General features: G+C 72.3%; 23 protein-coding genes. 1 reads left to right on the top strand and 22 read right to left on the bottom strand.

Annotation, left to right across the window (positions count from 1 at the left end; all coding sequences use genetic code 11):
* Nucleotides 1-228: 228 nt before the first annotated feature.
* From metK to G514_RS0112145, 21 genes are all read right to left on the bottom strand, one after another.
* Entirely contained in the window at nt 229-1,419 is a 1,191-nt protein-coding gene (metK, locus tag G514_RS0112245; RefSeq protein ID WP_028651975.1) for a methionine adenosyltransferase, read from the bottom strand.
* A 123-nt stretch (nt 1,420-1,542) separates the two neighbouring features.
* Nucleotides 1,543-2,697, bottom strand: a complete 1,155-nt coding sequence (gene coaBC, locus G514_RS0112240) for a bifunctional phosphopantothenoylcysteine decarboxylase/phosphopantothenate--cysteine ligase CoaBC (protein ID WP_425411445.1) — start codon at nt 2,695-2,697, stop codon at nt 1,543-1,545.
* A gap of 67 nt (nt 2,698-2,764) precedes the next feature.
* Nucleotides 2,765-3,088, bottom strand: coding sequence for a DNA-directed RNA polymerase subunit omega (gene rpoZ, locus G514_RS0112235; RefSeq protein ID WP_028651973.1), 324 nt, complete (start codon nt 3,086-3,088; stop codon nt 2,765-2,767).
* A gap of 93 nt (nt 3,089-3,181) precedes the next feature.
* Nucleotides 3,182-3,760, bottom strand: a complete 579-nt coding sequence (gene gmk / locus G514_RS0112230) for a guanylate kinase (protein WP_028651972.1) — start codon at nt 3,758-3,760, stop codon at nt 3,182-3,184.
* Nucleotides 3,761-3,904: 144 nt separating this feature from the next.
* Complete coding sequence (mihF, locus tag G514_RS0112225) at nt 3,905-4,219, bottom strand: integration host factor, actinobacterial type (RefSeq protein WP_028651971.1); 315 nt, start codon at nt 4,217-4,219, stop codon at nt 3,905-3,907.
* Nucleotides 4,220-4,326: 107 nt separating this feature from the next.
* A complete protein-coding gene (locus G514_RS0112220) occupies nt 4,327-4,794 on the bottom strand; it encodes a hypothetical protein (protein ID WP_036564626.1) in 468 nt (155 codons plus the stop codon).
* Between the two features lies 1 nt (nt 4,795).
* The gene (gene pyrF, locus G514_RS0112215; RefSeq protein ID WP_028651969.1) at nt 4,796-5,644 is read right to left on the bottom strand and encodes an orotidine-5'-phosphate decarboxylase; all 849 of its coding nucleotides are present in this window, start codon (nt 5,642-5,644) and stop codon (nt 4,796-4,798) included.
* Nucleotides 5,641-6,657, bottom strand: a complete 1,017-nt coding sequence (locus tag G514_RS0112210; protein ID WP_028651968.1) for a quinone-dependent dihydroorotate dehydrogenase — start codon at nt 6,655-6,657, stop codon at nt 5,641-5,643. Before G514_RS0112210 ends, pyrF begins: the two co-directional genes overlap by 4 nt.
* A complete protein-coding gene (gene carB, locus G514_RS0112205) occupies nt 6,654-9,956 on the bottom strand; it encodes a carbamoyl-phosphate synthase large subunit (RefSeq protein WP_028651967.1) in 3,303 nt (1,100 codons plus the stop codon). Before carB ends, G514_RS0112210 begins: the two co-directional genes overlap by 4 nt.
* Complete coding sequence (gene carA / locus G514_RS0112200; protein ID WP_028651966.1) at nt 9,956-11,089, bottom strand: glutamine-hydrolyzing carbamoyl-phosphate synthase small subunit; 1,134 nt, start codon at nt 11,087-11,089, stop codon at nt 9,956-9,958. The genes carB and carA overlap by 1 nt, the downstream gene beginning before the upstream one ends.
* A 131-nt stretch (nt 11,090-11,220) precedes the next feature.
* Nucleotides 11,221-12,276: a zinc-dependent alcohol dehydrogenase family protein gene (locus G514_RS0112195; protein ID WP_028651965.1), complete on the bottom strand. Its 1,056-nt coding sequence runs from the start codon at nt 12,274-12,276 to the stop codon at nt 11,221-11,223.
* A gap of 207 nt (nt 12,277-12,483) precedes the next feature.
* Nucleotides 12,484-13,242 (bottom strand): amino acid ABC transporter ATP-binding protein, encoded by a 759-nt coding sequence (locus tag G514_RS0112190; RefSeq protein ID WP_028651964.1) that lies wholly within the window; start codon nt 13,240-13,242, stop codon nt 12,484-12,486.
* On the bottom strand, nt 13,239-14,147 hold the full coding sequence (locus G514_RS26495; protein WP_051247400.1) for an amino acid ABC transporter permease: 909 nt from the start codon (nt 14,145-14,147) through the stop codon (nt 13,239-13,241). The genes G514_RS0112190 and G514_RS26495 overlap by 4 nt, the downstream gene beginning before the upstream one ends.
* A 12-nt stretch (nt 14,148-14,159) precedes the next feature.
* Nucleotides 14,160-15,074, bottom strand: a complete 915-nt coding sequence (locus G514_RS0112180; RefSeq protein ID WP_028651963.1) for a transporter substrate-binding domain-containing protein — start codon at nt 15,072-15,074, stop codon at nt 14,160-14,162.
* Nucleotides 15,075-15,152: 78 nt separating this feature from the next.
* Nucleotides 15,153-16,436 carry a dihydroorotase gene (locus G514_RS0112175; RefSeq protein WP_028651962.1) on the bottom strand — a complete coding sequence of 428 codons (1,284 nt, stop codon included), beginning with the start codon at nt 16,434-16,436 and terminating at the stop codon, nt 15,153-15,155.
* Complete coding sequence (locus G514_RS0112170; protein WP_028651961.1) at nt 16,433-17,389, bottom strand: aspartate carbamoyltransferase catalytic subunit; 957 nt, start codon at nt 17,387-17,389, stop codon at nt 16,433-16,435. The genes G514_RS0112175 and G514_RS0112170 overlap by 4 nt, the downstream gene beginning before the upstream one ends.
* Nucleotides 17,386-17,985, bottom strand: coding sequence for a bifunctional pyr operon transcriptional regulator/uracil phosphoribosyltransferase PyrR (gene pyrR / locus G514_RS26490; protein WP_036564625.1), 600 nt, complete (start codon nt 17,983-17,985; stop codon nt 17,386-17,388). Before pyrR ends, G514_RS0112170 begins: the two co-directional genes overlap by 4 nt.
* A gap of 193 nt (nt 17,986-18,178) precedes the next feature.
* A complete protein-coding gene (locus G514_RS0112160; RefSeq protein WP_245582186.1) occupies nt 18,179-19,300 on the bottom strand; it encodes an NAD(P)H-dependent amine dehydrogenase family protein in 1,122 nt (373 codons plus the stop codon).
* Nucleotides 19,301-19,332: 32 nt separating this feature from the next.
* Entirely contained in the window at nt 19,333-20,352 is a 1,020-nt protein-coding gene (locus G514_RS0112155; RefSeq protein WP_028651959.1) for an NADPH:quinone reductase, read from the bottom strand.
* A gap of 27 nt (nt 20,353-20,379) precedes the next feature.
* Complete coding sequence (locus G514_RS0112150; RefSeq protein WP_028651958.1) at nt 20,380-21,717, bottom strand: MinD/ParA family ATP-binding protein; 1,338 nt, start codon at nt 21,715-21,717, stop codon at nt 20,380-20,382.
* Between the two features lie 124 nt (nt 21,718-21,841).
* Nucleotides 21,842-23,218, bottom strand: a complete 1,377-nt coding sequence (locus G514_RS0112145; protein WP_028651957.1) for a dihydrolipoyl dehydrogenase family protein — start codon at nt 23,216-23,218, stop codon at nt 21,842-21,844.
* A gap of 74 nt (nt 23,219-23,292) precedes the next feature.
* Between G514_RS0112145 and G514_RS0112140 the strand changes: the two genes are divergently transcribed.
* A complete protein-coding gene (locus tag G514_RS0112140) occupies nt 23,293-24,171 on the top strand; it encodes an MOSC domain-containing protein (RefSeq protein WP_157544762.1) in 879 nt (292 codons plus the stop codon).
* Between the two features lie 55 nt (nt 24,172-24,226).
* On the opposite strand, the gene G514_RS0112135 is transcribed toward G514_RS0112140, so the two are convergent.
* Nucleotides 24,227-25,054: a DUF1206 domain-containing protein gene (locus G514_RS0112135; protein WP_028651955.1), complete on the bottom strand. Its 828-nt coding sequence runs from the start codon at nt 25,052-25,054 to the stop codon at nt 24,227-24,229.
* Nucleotides 25,055-25,075: the final 21 nt, after the last annotated feature.

The following is a 25,075-nucleotide window of genomic DNA, read 5'->3' as shown; positions in this document are numbered from 1 at the left end:
AGGTGCAGCGAGCCAGGCGCCGCGAAGCTGGCGCCGCGGATTGGGGGCCGAGACTCGCGGGGGTAAAGCAATGGGAGCGGTGGGAGCGAAGCGACCCGGTTTGTCCGCGCGCAGCGCGGCGCCCCGCGATCGGCCTCCGGGCCGTGGCGCCTGCGCCGCAGCGAGCGCCAGCGAGCCAGGCGCCGCGAAGCTGGCGCCGCGGATTGGGGGCCGAGACTCGCGGGGGTATCAGACAGCCACGGCTGCTTTCAGTGCCTCGGCGCGGTCGGTGCGCTCCCACGTGAAGTCGGGCAGCTCGCGGCCGAAGTGGCCGTAGGCCGCGGTCTGGGCGTAGATCGGCCGCAGCAGGTCGAGGTCCTGGATGATCGCGGCGGGACGCAGGTCGAAGACCTCGAGCACGGCCGCCTGGATCGCCTCGTCGGACGCGGTGCCGGTGCCGAAGGTCTCGATGAAGACACCCACCGGCTGGGCCTTGCCGATCGCGTAGGCGACCTGCGCCTCGCAGCGACGGGCGAGGCCGGCGGCGACGACGTTCTTGGCGACCCAGCGCATGGCGTAGGCGGCGGAGCGGTCGACCTTCGACGGGTCCTTGCCGGAGAAGGCGCCGCCGCCGTGGCGAGCCATGCCGCCGTAGGTGTCGACGATGATCTTGCGACCCGTCAGCCCGGCGTCGCCCATCGGGCCGCCGACGACGAACCGGCCGGTCGGGTTGACCAGCAGCCGGTAGCCCTCGGAGGGCAGCGCGAAGGTCTCCAGGACGGGGTCGATGACGTGCTTCTTGACGTCGGCCTCGAGGGTGTCGAGCTCGGTGTCCTCGGAGTGCTGGGAGGAGAGCACCACGGTGTCGACGCGGACCGGGCGGTTGTCGGCGTCGTACTCGATGGTGACCTGGGTCTTCCCGTCGGGGCGCAGGTAGGGCAGCGTGCCGTCCTTGCGCACCTCGGTGAGCCGCTCGGCCAGGCGCTGGGCCATCACGATGGGCAGCGGCATCAGCACGTCGGTGTCGTCACAGGCGTAGCCGAACATCAGGCCCTGGTCGCCGGCGCCCTGCTTGTCCATGGCGTCGACCGAGCCGGTGCGGGACTCGTGCCCGGTGTCCACACCCTGCGCGATGTCGCCGGACTGGCCGCCGATCGCGACCATGACGCCGCAGGACTCGCCGTCGAAGCCCTTCTCGGACGAGTCGTAGCCGATCGAGAGGATCCGGTCGCGGACGACCTTCTTCACGTCGACGTAGCCCGAGGTGGTGACCTCGCCGGCGACGACGACGAGGCCGGTGGTCAGCAGCGTCTCGACGGCGACCCGGCTGTGGGGGTCCTGGCGCAGCATCTCGTCGAGGACGGAGTCGCTGATCTGGTCGGCGATCTTGTCCGGGTGACCCTCGGTCACCGACTCGGAGGTGAACAGACGTCCTGACACGAGCTTGTCTCCTGGTTCGTTCCTGCGGGCTGGTCCACGCTACTGGGTGTCTCGGATGGCGGGACCGGTGTCTCAACGCCGGTCAGCAGCGCACGTCACGCGTGCGCGCGGCCGGCCATCCGGTCAATCGTGCAGCCTCGCGGCCACTTCGTCCCAAATGACGTGGGCGAGGGCCGTCTTGGAGCCATGGGGCACGTCGGTGGCCGAGCCGTCGGCCCCCAGGATGACGGCCTCGTTGTCGGCGCTGCCGAAGACGCCTCCCCCGCTCACGTCGTTGACGACGAGCAGGTCGCAGCCCTTGCGCGCCAGCTTGGCCCGCGCGAGGTCGAGCACGCTGGAGGTGGCGTCGCCGGTCTCGGCGGCGAAGCCCACGATGACCGCCCCGGCCCGGGGCCGGGTGGTGCTGAGCTCGTGCAGGATGTCGGGGTTCTGGGTCAGCGCGAGGGACGGCGCCGAGCCGTCGTCGGCCTTCTTGATCTTGGCCTCGCTGACCGAGGTCGGCCGGTAGTCGGCGGGTGCGGCGGCCATCACGACCGCGTCGGCCGCCGCCGCGGCGGCGAGCACCTCGGTGCGGAGCTGCTCGGTCGTCTCGACGCGCACCACCTTGACCCCCGCCGGGTCGGGCAGCGCGGTGTTGGCGGCGACGAGGGTGACCTCGGCGCCGCGCGAGGCCGCGGCCCGCGCGAGGGCGTAGCCCTGCAGGCCCGAGGACCGGTTGCCGAGGAAGCGCACCGGGTCGAGGTACTCGCGGGTGCCCCCGGCCGACACGACGACCTGGCGCCCGGCGAGGTCGTGGACGCCGACGCCGCGCGCGAGCGCGTCGAGGCAGATGTCGTAGATCTCCCCCGGGTCGGGCAGCCGGCCCTTCCCGGAGTCGGCGCCGGTCAGCCGGCCCTCCGCGGGCTCGATCACCAGGCAACCGCGCGAGCGGAGCGTGGCGACGTTGGCCTGGGTGGCGGCGTGCTCCCACATCTCGGTGTGCATCGCCGGCGCGAACACGACCGGGCAGCGCGCGGTGAGCAGGGTGTTGGTGAGCAGGTCGTCGGCCAGGCCGTGGGCGGCCTTGGCCAGCAGGTCCGCGGTGGCGGGCGCGACGACGACGAGGTCGGCCGACTGGCCGATCCGGACGTGCGGGACCTCGTGGACGCCGTCCCAGACCTCGGTCGCGACCGGCTTGCCGGACAGCGCCGCCCAGGTCGGGGCGCCGACGAAGTGCAGCGCGGCCGCCGTGGGCACGACCGTGACGTCGTGCCCGGCCTCGGTGAACCGGCGGAGCAGCTCCGCGGCCTTGTAGGCCGCGATGCCTCCGGATACCCCGAGAACGACGCGGCTCAGGTCACTGCCCTCAGGCGTCGCCCGCGTCGGCGGCAGCGGCCTTGGCCGCGGCCTCCTCGGCAGCGAGCTCGGCCGGGTCGACGTCCTCGCAGGTCAGCAGGTCGTCGTTGATCTCGCGGAGCGCGATCGAGAGCGGCTTCTCCTGGACGTGGGTGTCGACGAGCGGGCCGACGTACTCCAGCAGGCCCTCGCCCAGCTGGGAGTAGTAGGCGTTGATCTGCCGGGCGCGCTTGGCGCTGTAGAGGACGAGCTTGTACTTGCTGTCGGTCTTGGTGAGCAGGTCATCGATCGAGGGGTTGGTGACACCCTCGGCGTCGATCTTGGGGGCAGACACGCGGAAGCCTCGCTGGCGTTGGGTTCGATGGCCGACCCGTCGGTGGACGGTCGGCGCAGGACCGGATGAGCCTCACCAGAGGTCACACGGGCGTCACTCGTCGAGGCCCTGCTCCATCAAGGCTACCAACTCCTCCGCAGCAGCGTGAACTTCGCGGTTGACGATGCTCACGTCGAACTCCGGCTGCGCGGCCAGCTCCTCGCGCGCCGTGGCCAGCCGGCGCTCCCGCTCGGCCTCGTCCTCGGTGCCGCGGCCGACGAGCCGGCGCACCAGCTCCTCCCACGACGGCGGCTCCAGGAAGACGAACAGCGCCTCGGGCATCGTCTGCCGCACCTGCCGGGCGCCCTGGAGGTCGATCTCGAGCAGCGCGGGCTGTCCGGACGCCAGCGCCAGGTCGACGGGCTGGCGGGGCGTGCCGTAGCGGTTCTGGCCGTGCACCACTGCCCACTCGAGGAGGTCGTCCTCCTCGACCATCCGGTCGAACTCCTCGTCGGAGACGAACCAGTAGTGGACGCCGTTGAGCTCGCCGGGGCGCGGCCTGCGCGTGGTCGCCGACACCGAGATCCAGACCTCGGGGTGGTGCGCGCGGATGTCGGCGGCGACGCTGCCCTTGCCGACCGCGGTCGGGCCGGCCAGGACGACGAGACGACGGTTGCGCTCGGGTTCAGTCATTCACCCACCGCTGGTTGAGGAAGTTGCGCAGCAACTGTCTCGAAACCACCGCAGCCCGCGCACCTGCTGAACGCGGCCAACATCCAGCCTCATCGCACGAGGTTTCGAGACGGGCGCAGAGCGCCCTCCTCAACCAGCGTGAAGTCAGGCACCGAACTCCTTCTGAAGAGCAGCCACCTGCTTGGTGCCGAGGCCGCGGACCCGGCGGCTCTCGGCGATGCCGAGGCGCTCCATGGTCTGGCGGGCGCGGATCTTGCCGAGGCCGGGCATCGACTGCAGCAGGTCGATCACGCGCATCTTGCCGATGACGTCGTTCTGCTGACCTTGCGCGAGCACGTCGGAGATGGAGGCGCCGGCGTTCTTCAGCCGGTTCTTCACCTCGGCGCGTTCCCGTCGAGAGGCTGCGGCCTTCTCGAGGGCCGCCTTTCGCTGTTCGGGAGTGAGCGGGGGCAGAGCCACGGTCCGGGGTCCTTAGTGCTACGAGATGGGAGGGAGCGTGGAGTCAACATAGCCACGTACGTGCGCCTGCGGCAATCGGCCCCCTGCACGGGCCGACGCACGCACGATCAGCCCATTTGCAACGGGGTGCCGCAGACGTCTTTGGCCTGCTGGTCGACCCCGCTGAACGCCGTCACGGTGTCCTGGCCGGCCAGCCGCCGGGCCGCGGCGTCGATGGCTTCCTGCTCGTCCTGGCTCAGCCCGTCGGGCGGGTGGTCGCGGTCGTAGGTCGCCGGGTCCACCCCGGCGTCCTCCAGCGCCCGCCGGAGGCCTTCGAGCGCGTCGATGACGGTCTTCCACTCGTCGCGGAGGTCGTCTGGGGCCTCGTCCGCGAGGTCCTCGAAGATCGGCAGCGCCTGCAGCAGCGCGTCGGGCGCGCCGCCGCCCAGCACCTCGCCGAGCTCCTGCTGGTGGTCCTTCACCGCGTCGCAGTACTTCTCCTGCTGGTCCGCGCAGCCGCCGGCCACGACGGCGACCGCCACCGATGCCGCCGCGGCCGCCGCGAGTCGTCTGCGCAGCCGAGCGGGAGAGTCCATGTCAGACCGCGGACGAGCCGAAGCGGCGGAGCTCGTCGTTGAGCCGCAGCGCCTCGTCGCGCATCGCCTCGAGCGACGGCCCGCGGCGCAGCAGCTCGCGCGACGAGCTCGGCGTCACCGCGGCGACGGCGGAGCCGAAGATCCGGCGTACGTCGGCGACCGTGCCGCCCTGGGCGCCGAAGCCCGGCGCCAGGATCGGGCCGTTGAAGTCGAAGTCGAGCTCTCCCCCAGGCTCGGAGACGTCGGCGATCGTCGCGCCGATGACCGCGCCGAACGGGCCGAGCGGCTCCTCGTCCGCGTTGAGCCGGCGCAGGTGGTCGAGCACCCGGCCGGCCACGAGGACGCCGTCGTCGGTGCGCGCGTGCTGCACCTCCGGGCCCTCCTTGTTGGAGGTCAGCGCGAGCACGAACAGCCCCGCGTCGTGCTTGCGGGCCGCGTCGACCATCGGCTCGAGCGAGCCGAAGCCGAGGTACGGCGAGGCCGTGATCGCGTCGGCCGCGAGCGGCGAGCTCGGGTCGAGGTAGGCCTCGGCGTACGCCTGCGAGGTCGAGCCGACGTCGCCGCGCTTCACGTCGAGCAGCACCAGCGCACCGGCGGCGCGCGACTCGGCGACGACCCGCTCCAGCACCGCCACCCCGCGGCTGCCGAACCGCTCGTAGAACGCGGACTGCGGCTTCACGACAGCCACGTGCGGCGCCAGTCCCTCGACCGCGGTCAGCGCGAACGTCTCGAGTCCGGACACGTCGTCGGGCAGCCCCCACTCGTGCAGCAGCCCGGCGTGGGGGTCGATGCCGGCGCACAGCGGCCCGCGGGCCTCGAGCGCGGCGGCGAAGCGAGCTCCAAATGTCATTTGAGTCCTCCCAGGATGCGGCGCGGCCAGCCCGGCCCCTCGTAGACGAACGCGGTGTAGCCCTGGAGCAGGTCGGCCCCCGCGTCGAGCCGGGCGCGCGCGTCGTCGACGGTGGTGATGCCCCCGACGCCGACCAGGGTCAGCGCGTCGCCGACCCGCTCGCGGAGCATCCGCATCACCTTGTCGGCGCGCCCGGTCAGCGGGGGGCCGGACAGCCCGCCGGCCCCCACCGCGGCGACCTGCTCGGGGGTCGAGGCGAGCCCGTCGCGCGAGATCGTGGTGTTGGTCGCGATGATGCCGTCGAGCCCGACGGCCAGGGCGAGGTCGGCGACGGCCAGGACGTCCTCGTCGGCGAGGTCGGGCGCGATCTTCACCAGCAGGGGAACGTCGCCCGCGACCCGGCGGACGGCGACCAGGATCGGCTCCAGCTTGTCGACGGCCTGCAGGTTGCGCAGGCCCGGCGTGTTCGGCGAGCTGACGTTGACCACGAGGTAGTCGGCGTGCGGCGCGAGCAGCCGCGCGGACTTCTCGTAGTCACGGACCGCGTCGTCCTCGGGGACCACCTTCGACTTGCCGATGTTGATCCCCAGCACCGGTCCGCGCCCGGCCCGGGACCCAGCGGCTCGCGACCGAGCGGCCAGCCTCGCGGCCACGGCCTCGGCGCCGTCGTTGTTGAAGCCCATCCGGTTGACCACGGCCCGGTCGGCGGTCAGCCGGAACAGCCGCGGCCGGTCGTTGCCGGGCTGCGGCTCGCCGGTGACGGTCCCGACCTCGACGTGCCCGAAGCCGAGCGCGCCGAGCGCGTCGATGCCGACGGCGTTCTTGTCGAAGCCCGCGGCCAGCCCGAGCGCGTTGGGGAAGGTCAGCCCCATCGCGGTCACCGGGCACCCCGGCGTGCGCCGCCGCGCCAGCACCGGCCGCGCCGCCCGGACCGCGCGGAACCCGAGCCGGTGCGCCTTCTCGGCGTCGACGCGGGTCAGCACCCGGGAGAAGAGCGCGTCGTAGGCCGTCACCGGAACCAGTCCTGCAGGGACCGCACGCCGATCGACCCACGGATCGAGGCCTCGATGCCCTGCACGGCGGCGCCGAGCCCCTGGACCGTGGTGATGCACGGGATGTTGGCCATCACGGCCGCCGTGCGGATCTCGTAGCCGTCGATGCGCACCGCGCCGCCGCCGGCCGAGCCGTGCGGGGTGTTGACCACCAGGTCGATGTCGCCGTCGAGGATCCGCTGGACGGTGGTCCGCTGGTCGCCCTCGCCCGGGCCCTCGAAGTGCTTGCGCACGATCGTGGCCTGGACGCCGTTGCGGCGCAGCGCCTCGGCGGTGCCCTGCGTCGCCAGGATCTCGAAGCCCATGTCGGCGAGCACCTTGATCGGGAAGATCATCGTCCGCTTGTCGCGGTTGGCCATCGACACGAAGACCCGGCCGGAGGTCGGGAGCGAGCCGTAGGCCGCGGCCTGCGACTTCGCGAACGCCTGCCCGAAGTTGGCGTCGAGCCCCATCACCTCGCCGGTAGACTTCATCTCCGGGCCGAGCACCGTGTCGACCTGCCGCCCGTCGGGGGTGCGGAACCGATTGAACGGCATCACGGCCTCCTTGACCGCGATCGGCTGGTCGGGCGGCAGCGTGCCGCCGTCGCCGGTCGCGGGCAGCAGCCCCGACGCGCGCAGCCCGGCGACGGTCTCGCCCATCATGATCCGCGCCGCCGCCTTGGCCAGCGGGGTGGCGGTCGCCTTGGAGACGAACGGCACCGTGCGCGAGGCACGCGGGTTGGCCTCCAGGACGTAGAGGATGTCCGCGCCGAGGGCGTACTGGATGTTGAGCAGCCCCCGCACGCCCACGCCTCGCGCGATCGCCTCGGTCGCCGAGCGGATGCGCTCGATCTCGGAGTCGCCCAGCGTGATCGGCGGCAGCGCGCAGGACGAGTCGCCGGAGTGGATGCCGGCCTCCTCGATGTGCTCCATGACGCCGCCGAGGAAGAGCTCCTCGCCGTCGTAGAGCGCGTCGACGTCGATCTCGACCGCGTCGTCGATGAACCGGTCGACCAGCACCGGGTGCTCGGGGCTGACCTGGGTCGCCCGGGTGATGTAACCCTCGAGCGCCTCGTCGCCGTAGACGATCTCCATGCCGCGCCCGCCGAGGACGTACGACGGCCGGACCAGCACCGGGTAGCCGATCTCGGCCGCGATCTCGCGGGCCTCGTCGAACGACGTGGCCAGGCCGTGCTTGGGCGCGGGCAGACCGGCCTCGTGCAGCACCCGGCCGAACGCCCCGCGCTCCTCGGCGAGGTGGATCGCGGCGGGCGACGTGCCGACGATCGGGACGCCGTTGTCCTCCAGCCCCTGGGCGAGGCCGAGCGGCGTCTGCCCGCCGAGCTGGCAGATCACGCCCGCGACCGGGCCGGCCTGCTGCTCGGCGTGCACGATCTCGAGCACGTCCTCCAGCGTCAGCGGCTCGAAGTAGAGGCGGTCGGAGGTGTCGTAGTCGGTCGAGACCGTCTCGGGGTTGCAGTTGACCATCACGGTCTCGTAACCCGCCTCGGACAGCGTCATGGCCGCATGCACGCAGGAGTAGTCGAACTCGATCCCCTGCCCGATCCGGTTGGGCCCCGAGCCCAGGATGATCACCGCCGGCCTCTCGCGCGGCTCGACCTCGGTCTCCTCGTCGTAGGACGAGTAGTGGTAGGGCGTCGCGGCGGCGAACTCGGCCGCGCACGTGTCGACGGTCTTGTAGACCGGCCGGATGCCGAGCGCGTGCCGGACGCCGCGCACCACGTCGGCGCTCATGCCGCGGATCTTGCCGATCTGGGCGTCGGAGAAGCCGTGCCGCTTGGCGCGGCGCAGGACCGTCGGCGTCAGCTCCGCGGCGCCGGTCACCTCGGCCGCGATCTCGTTGATCAGCAGCAGCTGGTCGACGAACCACGGGTCGATGTGGGTCGCCGCGAAGATCTCCTCGGGCGTGGCGCCGGCGCGCAGCGCGTCCATCACCTTCTTGAGCCGCCCGTCGTGGGGCGTGCGGATCTCCTCGAGCAGCGCGTCCTTGTCGAGGTCGACCCACTCCTGGGTCCAGTCGAAGGGCGCGTCCTTGCTCTCGAGCGAGCGGAGCGCCTTCTGGAGCGCCTCGGTGAAGTTGCGGCCGATCGCCATCGCCTCGCCGACCGACTTCATGTGCGTCGTCAGCTCTCGGTCAGCGGCCGGGAACTTCTCGAACGCGAACCGCGGCACCTTCACCACGACGTAGTCGAGCGTCGGCTCGAACGCCGCCGGCGTGCTCTGCCCGTCGTCGCGGGTGGTGATGTCGTTGGCGATCTCGTCGAGCGTGTAGCCGATCGCCACCTTCGCGGCGATCTTGGCGATGGGGAAGCCGGTCGCCTTCGACGCGAGCGCGCTCGACCGGGAGACCCGCGGGTTCATCTCGATGACGACGATGCGACCGTCGCGCGGGTTGACCGCGAACTGGATGTTGCAGCCGCCGGTGTCGACGCCGACCGAGCGGATGATGCCGATCGAGAGGTCGCGCAGCTGCTGGTACTCGCGGTCGGTGAGCGTCATCGCCGGGGCGACGGTGATCGAGTCGCCGGTGTGCACGCCCATCGGGTCGAGGTTCTCGATCGAGCACACGATCACCACGTTGTCCTTGGTGTCGCGCATGACCTCGAGCTCGTACTCCTTCCAGCCGAGGATCGACTCCTCGAGGAGCACCTCGGTGGTCGGGCTGGCCCGGAGGCCGGCACCGGCGATCCGGTGGAGGTCGGCCTCGTCGTGCGCCATGCCGGAGCCGGTGCCGCCCATCGTGAAGCTCGGCCGGACCACGACTGGGTAGCCGAGCTCCTCGACCGCGGCCAGGCAGTCGTCCATCGTGTGGCAGATCGCGCTGCGGGCCACTTCCCCGCCGAGGTCCTCGACGATCTTCTTGAAGATCTGCCGGTTCTCGCCACGGTCGATGGCCTCGATCGAGGCGCCGATCAGCTCCACGCCGTACTTCTCCAGGACGCCGGCCGCGTCGAGGTCCATCGCGGTGTTGAGCGCGGTCTGCCCGCCGAGGGTGGCGAGGAGCGCGTCGGGCCGTTCCTTCTCGATGACCTTCTCGACGTACTCCGCGGTGATCGGCTCGACGTAGGTCGCGTCGGCGAACTCCGGGTCGGTCATGATCGTCGCCGGGTTGGAGTTGACCAGGACGACGCGGATGCCCTCGGCCCGCAGCACCCGGCACGCCTGGGTGCCGGAGTAGTCGAACTCGCACGCCTGGCCGATGATGATCGGCCCCGAGCCGATGACCAGGACGCTCCTGATGTCGTCGCGCTTGGGCATCAGGCGCTCCTCTCGACGAGCTCCACGAACCGGTCGAAGAGGTACGCCGCGTCGTGCGGACCGGCAGCCGCCTCGGGGTGGTACTGGACCGAGAAGGCCTTGAGCTCGCCGTCGGCCGCGCGCAGCTCCAGCCCCTCGACCACGTCGTCGTTGAGGCACACGTGGCTGACCGTCGCGACGCCGTACGCCGTCTCGGTCGGCGCGTCGAGCGGTGCGTCGACCGCGAACCCGTGGTTGTGCGCGGTCACCTCGACCTTGCCGGTGGTGCGGTCGAGGACGGGCTGGTTGATGCCGCGGTGGCCGTACTTGAGCTTGTAGGTGCCGAAGCCGAGCGCCCGGCCGAAGAGCTGGTTGCCGAAGCAGATGCCGAAGTAGGGGATGTCGTCGGCGAGCGCCGCCTGCAGCAGCTCGACCTGGTCCGTGGTGGCTGCCGGGTCGCCGGGGCCGTTGGAGAAGAAGAGCCCGTCGGCGCCGACCGCGCGCACGTCGTCGATGGTGGCCGTGGCCGGCAGCACGTGCACCTCGATGCCGCGCTCCGACATGCGGTGCGGGGTCATCGCCTTGATACCGAGGTCGAGGGCGGCGACGGTCAGCCGCTTGTCGCCCCGCGCGGGGACGACGTAGGCCTCCCCCGTCGAGACCTCGCCGGCCAGCTCGGCACCCGACATCTCGGCGCTGCCGCGCACCCGCTCGAGCAGCACGAACGGGTCGGGCTCGGTCGACGAGATCCCGACCCGCATCGCCCCCCGCTCGCGCAGGTGACGGGTCAGCGCCCGGGTGTCGACACCGGAGATGCCGACCACGCCCTGCGCCTTGAGCTCGTCGTCGAGGCTGCGCCGCGAGCGCCAGCTCGACGGGACCCGCGCGGGGTCGCGGACGACGTACCCGGCCACCCAGATGCGGGAGGACTCGGGGTCCTCGTCGTTGACGCCGGTGTTGCCGATGTGCGGCGCGGTCATCACGACCACCTGGCGGTGGTAGGACGGGTCGGTGAGCGTCTCCTGGTAGCCGGTCATACCGGTGTTGAAGACCGCTTCGCCGAAGGTCTCACCCTCGGCGCCGTAGGCGTCGCCGTGGAAGGTGCGGCCGTCCTCGAGGACGAGGATCGCTGGGGCTGGGGCGTGCGTCTGCAAGCCGAGTCTCCTTCTCCGCCTCACGGGACGGTGGTTAAAGGATGCGGATCTGCGGCGACCCTACCAGCGGCGACGGGCCGGCGACGGGCGCCGGACCGGCACGTGGACGGCCCGGCCGCGCGCGCCGTTGCTCAGCGCTTGATCACGACCTTGAGCGCCTTGGTCTCGGCCGCCGCACCGAAGGTCTCGTAGGCCTCGAGGATGTCGTTCAGCGAGAAGGTGTGGGTGGCGAACCGCTCCGCCTCGAGCTTGTGCTGCGCCACGAGCTTGAGCAGCATCGGCGTCGTCGAGGTGCTCACCAGACCCATGGTGATCGCGATGTCGGAGATCCAGAGGTCCTGCAGGGCCAGGTCCACGGACCGGCCGTGCACTCCGACGTTGGCGACGGTGCCGCCGGGGCGCACCATCCTGGTGCAGGCGGTGAACGTCTCCGGGACGCCGACCGCCTCGATGGCCACGTCGACCCCGAAGCCGTCGGTCATCGCCATGACCTGCTCAAGCCAGTCGGCGTCGCCGCTGTCGACCACGTCGGTGGCGCCGAACCCCAGCGCCTGGTCCAGCCGGTTGGCGTCGAGGTCGAGCGCGACCACCCGCGATGCGCCGTACAGGCCGGCCGTCATCATCGACGCGAGCCCGACCGGACCGGCGCCCACGACGGCGACGACGTCGCCCGGCTCGACCTTGCCGTAGCGGACCCCGATCTCGAAACCGGTCGGCAGGATGTCGGACAGCATCACGGCGGCCTCGTCGGACACGCCCTCCGGCACCTTGTAGAGCGAGTTGTCCGCGAACGGCACGCGCACGAGCTCGGCCTGGGTGCCGTCGACGAGGTGGCCGAGGATCCAGCCGATGCCCGACGCACCCTCGTCGGCCACGCAGTGGGCGTAGAGGCCCTGGTGGCAGTAGGAGCAGGCGCCGCAGGCGCTGATGCAGGAGATGATCACCCGGTCGCCGACCTCGAAGGTCGAGACCGCCGCGCCGGTCTCGACGACGGTCCCGACGCCCTCGTGGCCGAGGATGCGGCCGTCGGTGACGGCGGCGACGTCGCCCTTGAGGATGTGCAGGTCGGTGCCGCAGATCGTGGTGGTGTCGACCCGGACGACGGCATCGGTCGGGTGCTGGATCGTCGGGTCAGGTACGTCTTCCCAAGCCTTCTGGCCGGGTCCGTGGTACACGAGCGCCTTCATGGGACGGAACCTCCTAGGGGGCACCCCGGCGTCTCCGGGCCTCACGCTCCCCCCATCCACGCTGCTCCCCCGTGCCGGCGCCGGGCAGGGGCCAAGGTCATCGGCGAGAGGGTCGCGGGTCGTGCCGTCGGTGGCGGCGGTGACCGGGACCTGAGGCAGTTTCACCGGGTACCCGGTGAAACGCGTGACACGTGGGGCCTGAGGGGCTCAGAGCACGGCGTCGAGGAAGGCCCGGGTCTCGGGGTTGCGGGGGGCCTCGATGAGCTGCTGCGGCGTGCCCTCCTCGAGGACCCGGCCCTCGTGGAAGAACGCCATCCGGTCGGCGACCTCGCGGGCGAAGCCCATCTCGTGGGTCACCACCATCATCGTCATGTGCAGCTCGGTGGAGAGCGTCTTCATCACCGACAGCACCTCGCCTGTCAGCTCCGGGTCGAGCGCCGACGTCGGCTCGTCGAAGAGCATCACGTCGGGCTCCATGGCGAGCGCCCGGGCGATCGCGACGCGCTGCTGCTGGCCACCGGAGAGCCGGATCGGGTGCTCGCCGGCCTTGTCCGCCAGGCCGACGCGGTCGAGCAGGTCCATCGCGCGCTTGGTGCAGTCGGTGCTGCCGACGCCTGCGCACCGCGGCGCGCAGGTGATGTTGTCGAGAACGGTCATGTTGGGGAACAGGTTGAACTGCTGGAAGACCATCCCGACGTGCAGCCGCAGCTGGCGGATCTGCTCGCGCTTGCGGCGGGTCCGGTGGCCGCCCTCGAGCCGGATGCCGGCGACCTCGATCGAGCCGGCGGTGGGGTCCTCGATGAAGTTCACGCACCTCAGCACGGTCGACTTGCCCGACCCCGACCGCCCGAAGATCACGACCACCTCGCCGCGGCGTACCTCCATGTCGACGCCGCGCACGACCTCGAGGTGCCCGAAGCTCTTGTGCAGCCCGTCGATGCGTACGACGACGTCGTCGCCGCTCATCCGAGGCTCCCTCCGCCGTGCGGCTGCCCCTGCTCGCCGGCTGCCTGCATGGCCCGGGCGACGTGGGTGCGGTCGTAGCCGCGGCCGATGCGCTTCTCGAGCCGCGACTGGAAGAACGTGAAGAGCACGGTGAGCCCCCAGTAGACGAGGGCCGCCGCGACGTAGGCCTCGAGGTTCTTGAAGTCGGCCTTGCCGACCAGCTGCGACCGCCGGAAGACCTCGGCGCTGGCGACGGTGACGCCGAGGAACGACACGAGCGCGGTGTCCTTCATCATCGCGATGAACTCGTTGCCGGTGGGCGGGATGATCACGCGGAAGGCCTGCGGCAGCACGACCTTGCGCATCTTCTGGCCGTAGGTCATGCCGAGCGCGTCGGCCGCCTCGCCCTGGCCGCCCGCGACGGACTGGATGCCGGCCCGGAAGATCTCGGTCATGTACGCGCCGTAGTTGAGCCCGAGCGCGAGGGTGCCCGCGGTCGCGGCGTCGAGGACCAGGGCCTGGTCGAAGCCCTCGGGCAGCCAGGCGTACTCCGCCGCCAGGTTGCGGCCGACCGGCGGCAGGGCCAGGTAGAGCAGGAACATCTGCACGATGAGCGGCGTGCCGCGGAAGAACGACACGTAGAAGCCCGCGACCCCGTAGGCCACCGGGTTGCGCGAGATCCGGGCCAGCGCCCCGAGCAGCGCCAGGACGATGGCCAGGACGATGCCGCTCACCGCGATGACCATCGTGTAGCGCAGGCCGCCGAGGATGTAGCGCAGGTTGTCGCGGATCCAGTCGACGTCGAACCCGGCCGCATTGCCCACGAAGGCGAGCAGGCCGAACAGCACGATCCAGACGAGCGCCACCTTGAGCCGGAACGGCACGCCCGCCGAGGCGAGCTGGGTCCGCTCCCAGCGTTCAGCCATCGCGGTGCCGCGTCACTGCTGGGTGGTGAGGTCCAGGCCGTACCACTTCTCCGACAGCTCGGTGAGGGTGCCGTCCTCGTGCATCTCGCCGACGATCTTGTCGACCGCCTCGTAGAGGCTCTCCGAGGACGGGTCGGAGCTCTTGTCGAAGCCGACCGACAGCGGCTCGTAGAACACCGGGTCGCCCACGATCTTGACGGGGTTGCCGGCGTCGATGTAGCCCTGCGCGGTGGTCACCGAGGTGATGACGGCGTCGAGCCGCCCGTTGGCGAGGTCCTGGAGCGCGGTGGTGTCGGTGTCGTAGCCCGAGACCTCGGCGTCGTCGATGACGAAGTCGAAGTCGTAGCCCTCGATCGTGAGCTCCTTGTTGAGGAACTGCTCGTAGGTGCACCCGGCGCAGACGCCGATCTTCTTGCCGTCGAGGTCGGTGGTCAGGTCGCTCACCGAGTCGTCGTCGGCCGTGACGACGACGACCGCGGGCGTGTAGTTGTAGGGCTGGGTGAAGTAGAGGACCTCCTGGCGGTCGTTGGTCGGCGTCATCGAGCCCACCGTGGTGTCCCAGCGCCCGTTCCAGCTCCCGGCGGTGATGACGTCCCACGAGGGCGCCTCCCACGCGACGTCGACCCCCAGCCGGTGCGCGATCTCGGTGGCCACGTCGATGTCGAAGCCCTCGTAGTCGCCGGTCTGCTCGTTGAGCGAGGACTGCGGCGGGTACGCCGGGTCGGTCGACACCGTCAGCGTGCCCTTGTCGCAGATCTCGGCGAGCAGGTCGGTGACGTCGCCGGCGCAGGCGCCCTCGCCCGTCGCGGAGGGCTCGTCGCTGCCGCCCTTGTCGTCGGCCTTGCTGTCGTCGTCACCCCCGCACGCTGCGAGCAGGAGGGCCAGCAGAGCGGCCAGGACGGCGAACACTGACAGACGGGTGCGCATGCGCGGACTATGCACCTCCCGACGGGCCTAGTCCAGTACTGAGCCGCGAGTCAGTAGCCGGCGCTCGTGGCCGTGGGGCTACTGGAGCTTGCCGTCGAGCACGGTCGCGCGGCCGCGCAGGAACGTCGCGACCACACGCCCCGGCAGCTCCCTGCCGGCGTACGGCGTGTTGCGGCTCAGGCTGGCCGACTCGGTGGGATCGACGACGCGGCGGTCCGCCGGGTCGTGCAGCACCAGGTTGGCCGGCTGCCCGGCCTCGAGCGGCGTGCCGTGGTCGGCGACCCGGCCGATGCGCGCCGGGGTGGAGGACATCCGGTCGGCGACACCTGCCCAGTCGAGCAGCCCGGCGTCGACCATCGTCTCCTGCACGATCGACAGCGCGGTCTCGAGGCCGAGCATCCCGAACGCCGCGGCGGCCCACTCGCAGTCCTTGTCCTCGTGCGGGTGGGGAGCGTGGTCGGTGGCGACGGCGTCGATGGTGCCGTCTGCCAGCCCCTCGCGCAGCGCCTCGACGTCGGTGCCCGACCGCAGCGGTGGGTTGACCTTGTAGACCGGGTCGTAGGTCGCCGCGAGGTCGTCGGTCAGCAGCAGGTGGTGGGGGCAGACCTCGGCCGTGACGCTCCAGCCCTTCGACTTGGCCCAGCGGACGATCTCCACCGAGCCGGCCGTCGAGACGTGGCAGACGTGCAGCCGGGAGCCGACGTGGGCCGCGAGCAGGCAGTCGCGGGCGATGATCGCCTCCTCGGCGACCGCGGGCCAGCCGGCCAGGCCGAGCCTGCCGGAGAGCTCGCCCTCGTTCATCTGGGCGTGCTCGGTGAGCCGGGGCTCCTGGGCGTGCTGGGCGACGACGCCGTCGAAGGCCTTGACGTACTCCAGCGCGCGCCGCATCAGCACGGCGTCGCTCACGCACTTGCCGTCGTCGGAGAAGACCCGGACCCGGGCAGCGGAGTCGGCCATCGCGCCGAGCTCGGCGAGCCGCTCCCCGGCCAGCCCGACGGTGACCGCGCCGACCGGGTAGACGTCGCAATGGCCCGCCTCGCGGCCCAGCCGCCAGACCTGCTCGACGACGCCGGCGGTGTCGGCCACCGGGTCGGTGTTGGCCATCGCGTGGACGGCGGTGAAGCCGCCCAGGGCCGCGGCCGCCGTACCGCTCTCGACGGTCTCGGCGTCCTCGCGGCCGGGCTCGCGCAGGTGGGTGTGCAGGTCGACCAGGCCGGGCAGGGCGACCAGCCCGTCGGCGTCGACGACCTCGGCGCCCGCCGCGGACAGGCCGCGGCCCACCTCCGCGATCACGCCGTCGTCGAGCAGCAGGTCGCTCGGCGTGCCGCCCAGGACGGCCGCGCCCTTGATGAGGTACTTCACTCGTCTCCTCCGACCGCGGGCTCGGACCCACCGAGCAACAGGTAGAGCACGGCCATCCGGACGGCGACGCCGTTGGTGACCTGCTCGACGATGACCGAGCGGGCCGAGTCGGCCACGTCGGCGGTGATCTCCATGCCGCGGACCATCGGCCCGGGGTGCATGACGATCGTGTGGTCCTGGAGCGTCGCCATCCGGCGGCCGTCGAGGCCGTAGCGGCGGCTGTACTCCCGCGCCGTGGGGAAGAACGCGGCGTTCATCCGCTCGCGCTGCACCCGCAGCATCATGACGGCGTCGGCCTTCGGGATGACGGCGTCGAGGTCGTACGACGTCTCGACCGGCCACGTCTCGACGCCGACCGGCAGCAGCGTCGGCGGCGCCACCAGCGTCACCTCGGCACCGAGGGTGCGCAGCAGGAGTGCGTTGGAGCGCGCGACCCGGCTGTGCAGCACGTCGCCGACGATCGCGACCCGCCGACCCTCGAGCCCACCGGGCTTGGACTCGCCGATGTGGCGCCACATCGTGAACGCGTCGAGCAGCGCCTGGGTGGGGTGCTCGTGGGTGCCGTCGCCGGCGTTGACCACGCTGGATCGCACCCAGCCCGAGTGCGCGAGCCGGTGCGGCGCGCCGCTGGCGCCGTGGCGGACCACGACGGCGTCCGCGCCCATCGCCTCGAGGGTGAGCGCGGTGTCCTTGAGGCTCTCGCCCTTGCTGAGGCTCGAGCCCTTCGCGGAGAAGTTGATGACGTCGGCGCTGAGCCGCTTGGCCGCGGCCTCGAAGGAGATGCGGGTGCGGGTGGAGTCCTCGAAGAAGAGGTTGACCACCGTGCGGCCGCGCAGCGCGGGCAGCTTCTTGATCGGCCGGTCGGCCAGGGAGCGCATCTCCTCGGCCGTGGTGAGGACGAGCTCGGCGTCCTCGCGGGTCAGGTCGGCGGCGCTGAGCAGGTGTCGTTTCATGACGTGGCGTCCTCGATGGTGACCGCGTCGGCGTCGTCGGGGCTGTCCGGGCCCGCGACGCTGACCTTGACCCGCTCCACGAGGGAGGTCGGGAGGTTCTTGCCGACGAAGTCGGCCCGGATGGGCAGCTCGCGGTGGCCGCGGTCGACGAGGACCGCCAGCCGGACCGCGCTCGGCCGGCCCACGTCGTTGAGCGCGTCGAGCGCCGCCCGGATCGTGCGGCCGCTGAAGAGCACGTCGTCGACCAGCACCACGACCTTGCCGTCGATCCCGCCCTGCGGGATCTCGGTCGGCAGGAGGGTGCGGGCCGGCTTGAGCCGCAGGTCGTCGCGGTACATCGTCACGTCGAGCGACCCGACCGGCACGTCGTAGCCCTCGACCGCGGCGATCCGCTCGGCGATCCGCGCCGCCAGCGGCACGCCGCGGGTCGGGATGCCGAGCAGCACGAGGTCGCGCGCTCCGCGGTTGCGCTCGAGGATCTCGTGGGAGATGCGGGTCAGCGCCCGCGCGATGTCACGGTCGTCGAGGACCGTCCGTCCGCCCGCCGGTGGCTGGGACGACGCTTCCTGCCGAGCAGGGCTGGGTTGTGCGCACATCAGTGCAATGACCCCCTTGTCCGCCTCTCTGGACGGCCCGTTGAAGGATGTCTGAACGTCGCAGACCCTACCGCCCCCTAGCCGACCGTGACACCCGGCTCACCGGTCCGTTGCGGGTCGGGCCGGGCGCTCGGGATAGTCCCTGACGTTCGGGCCCCTGGCGACGGCGTGTCGTGGACCCGAACGTCAGGGACTATCCCGACGACGGGTGCCGGCCCACCTCGGGTGCAGCGCGTCCGGCGATGAGCGGCAGGTCGAGGTAGGTCCTGATCCCGGGCTCGGCGGCCACGACGTAGGGGATCGCGCTCACGCAGTGGTTGGCGGTCGACACGATGCCGGGGTTACGGACCAGGCCGGCCTCGACCGTCTCGGGCTGCAGCCCCTTGAAGGTCAGCTTCACGCTCGGGTCGCCGGTCACCTCGACCTCGAACCGCTCGCCCTCGGGCCCGAAGCCCCAGTCGGGGTCGAGGTGCTCCTCGCCCATCAGCCAGTTCACGGTGGCGGTGACGACCGGGACGCCGTCGACGAGCGCCCGCCAGTGGAACCGCCGGGCCGCGACCAGCCCCGGCTCGATCACCCCGATCGGCGACTCGATGGGCGCGGTCGCGACCGCGACCTCCTGCAGCGTCTCGACGTGCGGGTCGGCGTCGAAGCCGAGCTCGGCCACGACCATCCGCACCGACGCCCGGAAGCCGCTGCCGAGCAGCGCCGCCATCGGGCTCGCCAGCGCTTCTTCCGGCGTACCGCCGAAGGCCATCACGTGCCGGATCACGTCGGGTGCGCCGTAGGTCCGGATGTCGGAGAACTCCTCGGCCCGCACGTGGGTGATCCGCGCGCTGACCGCCGAGAGCATCAGCGGGAAGCGCTCGGTGATCCCGCCCGGGTGGATGCCGGTGCCGTGCAGCGTCGACCCGCCCTCCGCGCAGGCCGCCTCGATCGCCCCGACCTTGGCCGGGTCGGGGTAGATCCAGCCGACCGGCGTCACGACGTTCTTGCCCGACCGCAGCAGCGCGGCGACCTCCTCGTCGTTCGGCACGAGCGGGCTGTAGACGACGCAGTCGGCGTCGAGCGCGAGGATCTCCTCGGCGCTGGTGGTCGCGGTCACGCCGACCTGCTCCGTGCCGAGGAGGTCGCCGACGTCGCGGCCGTGCTTGTCCGCCGCGTGCACCCAGCACCCCACCAGCTCGAGGGCGGGGTGGCTGAGCACCCCCTCGATGGCCGCCCTGCCCACCCCGCCGGTGGCCCACTGCACGACCTTCAGCGGTCGCCGAGCCTCGGGCTGCACCGACGGCAGCGCCGCCTGACCGTCCGTCACCGGCCCGATTCAGCCGGGTCGACTGACACGTGTCAAGAGATGTCGAGCAGCACCTTGCCGACCACGCCGGCCTCGACCGCGTCGTGCGCGGCCGCGGCCTCCTCGAGCGGGAAGTGGTGGAGGGGCACACCGGCCTCCTCCCCCACCCGCAGCGCACCCGCGCGGACCGCCTCGGAGACGTCCTCGACCGCCGCCCGCAGGAACCGGTCGTCGAGCGTGTAGAGGATGAGGAACTGGTAGCGCAGGTTCTTCGAGAACGTCGCGCGCAGCGGCAGGGTGAGCTCGTCGCCGCCGTTGTTGGCGTAGATCGCGATGGTGCCGTGCACCTTGGTGACGGCGTTGTCGAGGTCGTTGTTCTGCGCCGGCGCCACCTCGACGACCAGGTCGACGCCGTCCGGTGCCACCGCGCGGATCGCCGCCTCGGCGTCGCTGTCGCGGTAGTTGACGACGTGGTGGGCGCCCGCCGCGGTCGCGAGCGCGGCCTTCTCCGGGCTGCTGACCGTCGTCACCACCGTCGCTCCCGACCACGCGGCCAGCTGGACGGCGGCGTTGCCCACCGCGCCGGCTCCGCCGGCGACCAGCACCGTCAGGCCGTCCATGGTCCCGGGGCCGAGCCGCGACGGGCCGAGGTCGGCGGAGGTCAGCGCGCGGTGCGCGGTGACGGCGGGGACCCCGAGCGAGGCCCCGAGGTCGAACGACGCGCCGTCCGGGAGCGGCACGACGTGGTCGGCCGACTGCACGGTGTGCTCGGCGGCGGTGCCGTGAGCCCGTTCGCGCTGGGCGAGCACCACCCACACCCGGTCGCCGACGGCCAGGCCGTCGACCCCCTCACCGACCCCCTCACCGACCGCGTCGACGTACCCAGCACCGTCCTGGCCCGGGGTGACCTCATCGTGGTCGAGGGGGTTCTGGCGGCGCTTCCAGTCGGTCGGGTTGACGCCCGACCGCACCAGCCGGACCCGCACCTCCCCCGGGCCGGGCTCGGGCAGGTCGCGCTCGACCACCCTCATGACCGACGACGGACCGGGCTCGGTGAAGACGACGGCGCGCATGTGCCGACGGTATCCGGCAGCGTGCGGCTACAGCGCGGACGCCATCCCGGCGCAGGCGCGCAGCCAGCTCATCCGGGTGCCGTGGGAGAGCTCGTTGTACGGCAGCACCGAGCCGGCGACGAGCGCCGGGTCGTAGGGCACGCGGTAGACCCCGCGCGTGCGCTGTTGGTAGACGTCGACCAGGTCGGCGGCCAGCTTGCTGTCGACCGTCGTCGACGGGTCGGAGAGCACCGTCACGGTCTTGTACTTGAGGTTCTGGTAGCCGGCGTCCTGGAGCGCGTCGAGCATCCACAGCCCGCTGTAGCCGGTGTCCTCGCGCACCGTGGAGGTGACGACGAGCAGGTCGGCGGCGTCGGCGGCGGCCAGCCAGTTCTCCGCGCGCATGTTGTTGCCGGTGTCGACGAGGATGACGCGGTAGAACCGGGTCAGCAGCTGGTGGATCGAGTTGAAGTCGTCGGCGTGGATCTGGCCGGTGACGTTGGCGCTCTCGTCGGAGGCGAGCACGTCGAAGTGGGCGTCGCCCTGGCTGCGCACGTAGGACCCGAGGTCGCCGATGCGCGACTGCGAGACGTCGGAGAACTTGTCGAGGTCGGCGAGCAGCTCCTTGGTCGTCTTGGTGTGCGAGCTGCGCGACCCGCGGATGCCGAGGGTGCCGCGCGTCTCGTTGTTGTCCCACGCGACCACGCCGCCGCCACGGACCGTGCCGAACGTGTAGCCCGCCGCCAGCACGCCGGTCGTCTTGGCGGCGCCGCCCTTGGGGTTGATGAACGCGATCGTGACCGGGCCGTCGAAGTCCTTCTGGATGAGCGCGCGGTCCTGGGTGTAGGCGCGCTCGGCGGAGCCCATCCGCGGCTTGATGGCGCCGCCGCTCCAGCGGCGGACCCGCCCGCGCCAGCCCCACGTGGCCGGGCCGGGCTCGGCGGCGTCGGCACGCCGGTCGAGGAAGTCCGTGGCGGTCATGAAGCGCTTCGGCTCCGCGCCCGCCGGGGGTGTGGCCGGGGGTGCCGCCGGCGGTGCGGCCGGTGGCGCCGACGGCGGGGCGCCGGGGGGCGGCCCGGAGGGCGGGCCGCCCGCGGGACGCGCGGGAGGCGCCGGCGGGGGCCCGCTGGGCGGTCCCGCCGACGGACCCGCCGGGGTGACCTGGCGCGGCGGGGTGGCGGGGGCGGCGGGCGGCGGCGGGAGCACCGGGCGGGGTCGGATCACGGTGTGCTCGACGTCGGAGATGGGGTCGGTGAGCGGGTCGGGGCGGCTGACGCCGCCCGGCTCGTCGGCCGGCGGCTCCGCCGCGGCGTACGACGCCAGCTCCTCGGGCGTGTAGAGCCGGTCGCTGGTGTCGTCGGACAGGTGGTGCATCGGGTGCGACATGGCTCCTCCTCGCGGCCGTCCTCACGGGGGCACGGTCGATGGGCTTCCTACCCCTCCGCCACCGTTCTACACGTGGCGGGCTCCGGTCTGGTCCAGCACCCCGGGCGGGAGCCGGCCAGCCCCGTCAGGCCAGCCGCTTCAGCGCGGCCTCGATGGTGCGGTGGAAGGTCGGGTAGGCGTAGTGCATCGTGCGCAGCCGCGACACCGGCACCTCGCCGTGGACAGCGGTGACGAGCATCCCGACCACCTCCCCGCCGTACGGCGCCACGACGGTCGCGCCGACCAGGACCCCGCGGTCGGCGTCCTCGACCACCTTGACCAGCCCGGTCGTGCCCGGGCCGTGCAGCCAGCCGCGGGCGGACTTCTCGACCTGGGCGAGGCCCACCCGCACGGAGAGCCCGGCGTCGCGCGCCTGCTGCTCGGTCAGGCCGACCGCCGCCAGCTCGGGGTCGCTGAAGACCACCCGGGAGACGGCGCCGTAGTCGGCCGGCGGGCCGTCGTGCCCGAGGATGTCCGCGACCGCGCCGGCCGCCTGGTAGCGCGACACGTGCGTGAACGCGCCCTTGCCCGTGATGTCGCCGACCGCCCAGAGCCGCTCGCCGGCGCGCAGGTGCCCGTCGACGTCGATGGTCTCCGCCTCTGGGTCGAGCCCGACCGTCTCGAGCCCGATGTCCGTCAGGTTGTTGCGACGGCCGGTCACCACGAGCAGCTGGTCGGCGTCGAGGACCTCGCCGCCCACCCGCAGGTGGAACTCGCCGTCGTGGTCGACGCGCTCGACCTCCGCCCCTGCCCGGACGTCGACGCCCTCGTCGCGCAGGATCCTGGCGAGCAGCTCGCCGGCCTCCGGCTCCTCCTGCGCGGCGACCCGGTCGGCCGCCTCCAGCAGCGTCACCCGCGCGCCGAAGCGCGCGAACACCGTGGCCAGCTCGAGCCCGTTGGGCCCGCCGCCGAGCACCACCAGCCGGTCGGGGACCTCGGTGACCTTCATCGCCTCGCGGTTGGTCCAGTACGGCGTGTCCGCGAGCCCGTCGATCGGCGGACGCATCGGCTCGGTGCCGGTGTTGACCAGCACGCCGCGCGTGGTGCGCAGCACGGTCGTGGCTCCGTCGAGCTCGACCCGCACCGTGCCGGGCCCGTCCAGCCGGCCGTGGCCGCGGACGATACGCACCCCCGCGTGCTCGAGCGGCTCGACGTGCTGGTGGTCGCTCCAGTCGTGGTTGGCCTCGCGGATCCGGGCCGCGACCAGCGACCAGTCCGGCCGGATGCGTGCGTCGCCGGCCAGGCGGTCCGCGCGGTGCACCTCGGCGACCAGGTCGGAGGGTCGGACCATCAGCTTGGACGGCGTGCAGCCCCAGAACGGGCACTCGCCGCCGACCAGCCCACGGTCGACGCCGACCACGTCGAGGCCGGCCTCCGCGAGCTTGCGGGCAGCGTACTCCCCACCCGGACCCACACCGAGCACGACCACGTCGCACTCGCGGACCGACTCCGTCGCCGTCATGGCGACAGCCAACCATCCGGGTCCACAGCGCGGGCCCGCCGGTGGAGGGGGTCAGGGGCTGGGAGACTGTCGTCGTGACCGACCCGGGAGCGCTGACCCTCACCGAGCTGCGCCGCTACCCGGTGAAGTCGTGCCGGGGACAGGGGCTCGAGACCGCGGTCGTGGAGCCGTGGGGACTCGCGGGCGACCGGCGCTGGATGCTGGTCGACGAGACCGGGGAGACCGTCACCGCGCGCGAGCACCGGGAGATGCTGCTCGTCTCGCCCCGCCTGCGGGCCGACGGCGGTCTCGAGGTCAGCCCGCCGCCGGGCAACGACCAGGGCGAGCTCGTCGTGCCGCGGCCGCCCGCCGGGGGCCGCCTGGTCGAGGTGACCGTCTTCGGTCGCGCGTCGTTCGGCGCCTCACCGGCCGGCCACGAGGCGGACGCGTGGTTCAGCAAGCTGTTGTCCGAGCCCGTGCGGCTGGTCTTCGCCGACGACCCGAACCGTCGCCAGGCCAACCCGGCCTACGCCGGCCCCGGGGTGCCGATGCACTTCGGCGACGGCTACCCGCTGCTCCTGGCCACCGAGGCGTCGCTGGCCGCGCTCAACGACCTGGTCGCGGCCGGCCCGAAGGCCGACGAGGGGCCGTTGCCGATGGTGCGGTTCCGTCCCAACCTCGTCATCGGCGGGGGCCTCCCCTGGGCCGAGGACGGCTGGCTGCGGCTGCGCGTCGGCGAGGCGGAGCTGCGCGTCGTCAAGGGCTGCGACCGGTGCGCGATCCCGACGACGGACGAGACGACCGCCGTACGTCGCAAGGAGCCGACGTACACCCTGGCCCAGCACCGCCGCTGGGACGGCGCGGTGTGGTTCGGCATGAACGTCGTGCCGCTCACGCCGGGCGCCACCCTGCGCGTCGGCGACCCGGTCGAGGTCCTCGACTCCCGGGCGGCCCCGGACGGGCCGCCTCGCTGACCGACGTGGGTGAACGCTCATCAACCTCACGGGTTGATGAGCGTTCACCCACCTGTCAGTCGTTGAAGTGCCGGGCGCGCGCGAAGCAGAACAGCCCGTAGCAGGCGAGGCCGAGCGCGATGACCACGAGGAGGAACGGACCGAACGGCTGCTGGAGCACCTTGTGCAGCGCCTGGTCGAGCCCACCGGACTTCTTCGGGTCGTGCGTGAGGCCGGCGTAGAGGAACAGGGCGCCGACGACGCCGAAGGTGACGCCCTTGGCCGTGTAGCCGGCCTTGCCGAACCACAGGTAGGCCTTCCCGGTCTCGCCGGTCTTGCCCTCGGCGTTGATGTGCTTGGCGAACTTCTCCGTCCACGCGCGGTGCACGAGGTAGGCGCCCATGCCGATGATCACCAGGCCGACGACCACGACGATCGCCTGCCCGCCCGGCCAGCCCATGATCTTGGCGGTGGTGGAGTCGGTGCCGTCCTTCTGCGACGACGAGGGTCCGGTCGCCGCCCGCACGGCGCTCACGCCGATGACGACGTAGACCACCGCCTTGCCGGCGGCCGTGACGCGCTTGCGGACCCGGGTGAAGCCCTGCTCCTGCCGGTAGCCGAACAGCGCCTCGAGGGCCTGCCAGAGCGCGAGCAGGAACATGCCGATGCCGACGGCCCACACGAGCGCCTCGCCGAACGGCTGCTCCGCGAGCTGCTGGACGGCGCCCTGGGAGTCGGCCGAGCCCTCGTTGTCGCCGAGCGCCAACTGCACGGCGAGCCAGGCGAGGACCAGGTGGACCAGGCCGTAGGCGACCAGGCCGATCCGCGCCGCGTGGTCGAGCCACTCGCTCTGGTGGGCCTGGCGCCCCACCGATCCGGCTTGCGTCGTGATGCTGTTCGTCATGGTCCCTGTCTCCCTTTCCCC

Origin of the sequence: Nocardioides halotolerans DSM 19273 (genome assembly GCF_000422805.1) — a bacterium.
GTDB lineage: Bacteria > Actinomycetota > Actinomycetes > Propionibacteriales > Nocardioidaceae > Nocardioides > Nocardioides halotolerans.
This window is presented reverse-complemented; position numbering and strand designations above follow the sequence as displayed.

Excerpts from the sequence above, each read along its gene's own strand:
- gmk (WP_028651972.1), bottom strand. The coding sequence starts at position 3,760 with ATGACTGAACCCGAGCGCAACCGTCGTCTCGTCGTCCTGGCCGGCCCG.
- G514_RS0112220 (WP_036564626.1), bottom strand. The coding sequence starts at position 4,794 with ATGGACTCTCCCGCTCGGCTGCGCAGACGACTCGCGGCGGCCGCGGCG.
- pyrF (WP_028651969.1), bottom strand. The coding sequence starts at position 5,644 with ATGACATTTGGAGCTCGCTTCGCCGCCGCGCTCGAGGCCCGCGGGCCG.
- carB (WP_028651967.1), bottom strand. The coding sequence starts at position 9,956 with ATGCCCAAGCGCGACGACATCAGGAGCGTCCTGGTCATCGGCTCGGGG.
- G514_RS0112195 (WP_028651965.1), bottom strand. The coding sequence starts at position 12,276 with ATGAAGGCGCTCGTGTACCACGGACCCGGCCAGAAGGCTTGGGAAGAC.
- G514_RS0112190 (WP_028651964.1), bottom strand. The coding sequence starts at position 13,242 with ATGAGCGGCGACGACGTCGTCGTACGCATCGACGGGCTGCACAAGAGC.
- G514_RS26495 (WP_051247400.1), bottom strand. The coding sequence starts at position 14,147 with ATGGCTGAACGCTGGGAGCGGACCCAGCTCGCCTCGGCGGGCGTGCCG.
- G514_RS0112180 (WP_028651963.1), bottom strand. The coding sequence starts at position 15,074 with ATGCGCACCCGTCTGTCAGTGTTCGCCGTCCTGGCCGCTCTGCTGGCC.
- G514_RS0112170 (WP_028651961.1), bottom strand. The coding sequence starts at position 17,389 with ATGAAACGACACCTGCTCAGCGCCGCCGACCTGACCCGCGAGGACGCC.
- pyrR (WP_036564625.1), bottom strand. The coding sequence starts at position 17,985 with ATGTGCGCACAACCCAGCCCTGCTCGGCAGGAAGCGTCGTCCCAGCCA.
- G514_RS0112155 (WP_028651959.1), bottom strand. The coding sequence starts at position 20,352 with ATGCGCGCCGTCGTCTTCACCGAGCCCGGTCCGTCGTCGGTCATGAGG.
- G514_RS0112150 (WP_028651958.1), bottom strand. The coding sequence starts at position 21,717 with ATGTCGCACCCGATGCACCACCTGTCCGACGACACCAGCGACCGGCTC.
- G514_RS0112145 (WP_028651957.1), bottom strand. The coding sequence starts at position 23,218 with ATGACGGCGACGGAGTCGGTCCGCGAGTGCGACGTGGTCGTGCTCGGT.
- G514_RS0112135 (WP_028651955.1), bottom strand. The coding sequence starts at position 25,054 with ATGACGAACAGCATCACGACGCAAGCCGGATCGGTGGGGCGCCAGGCC.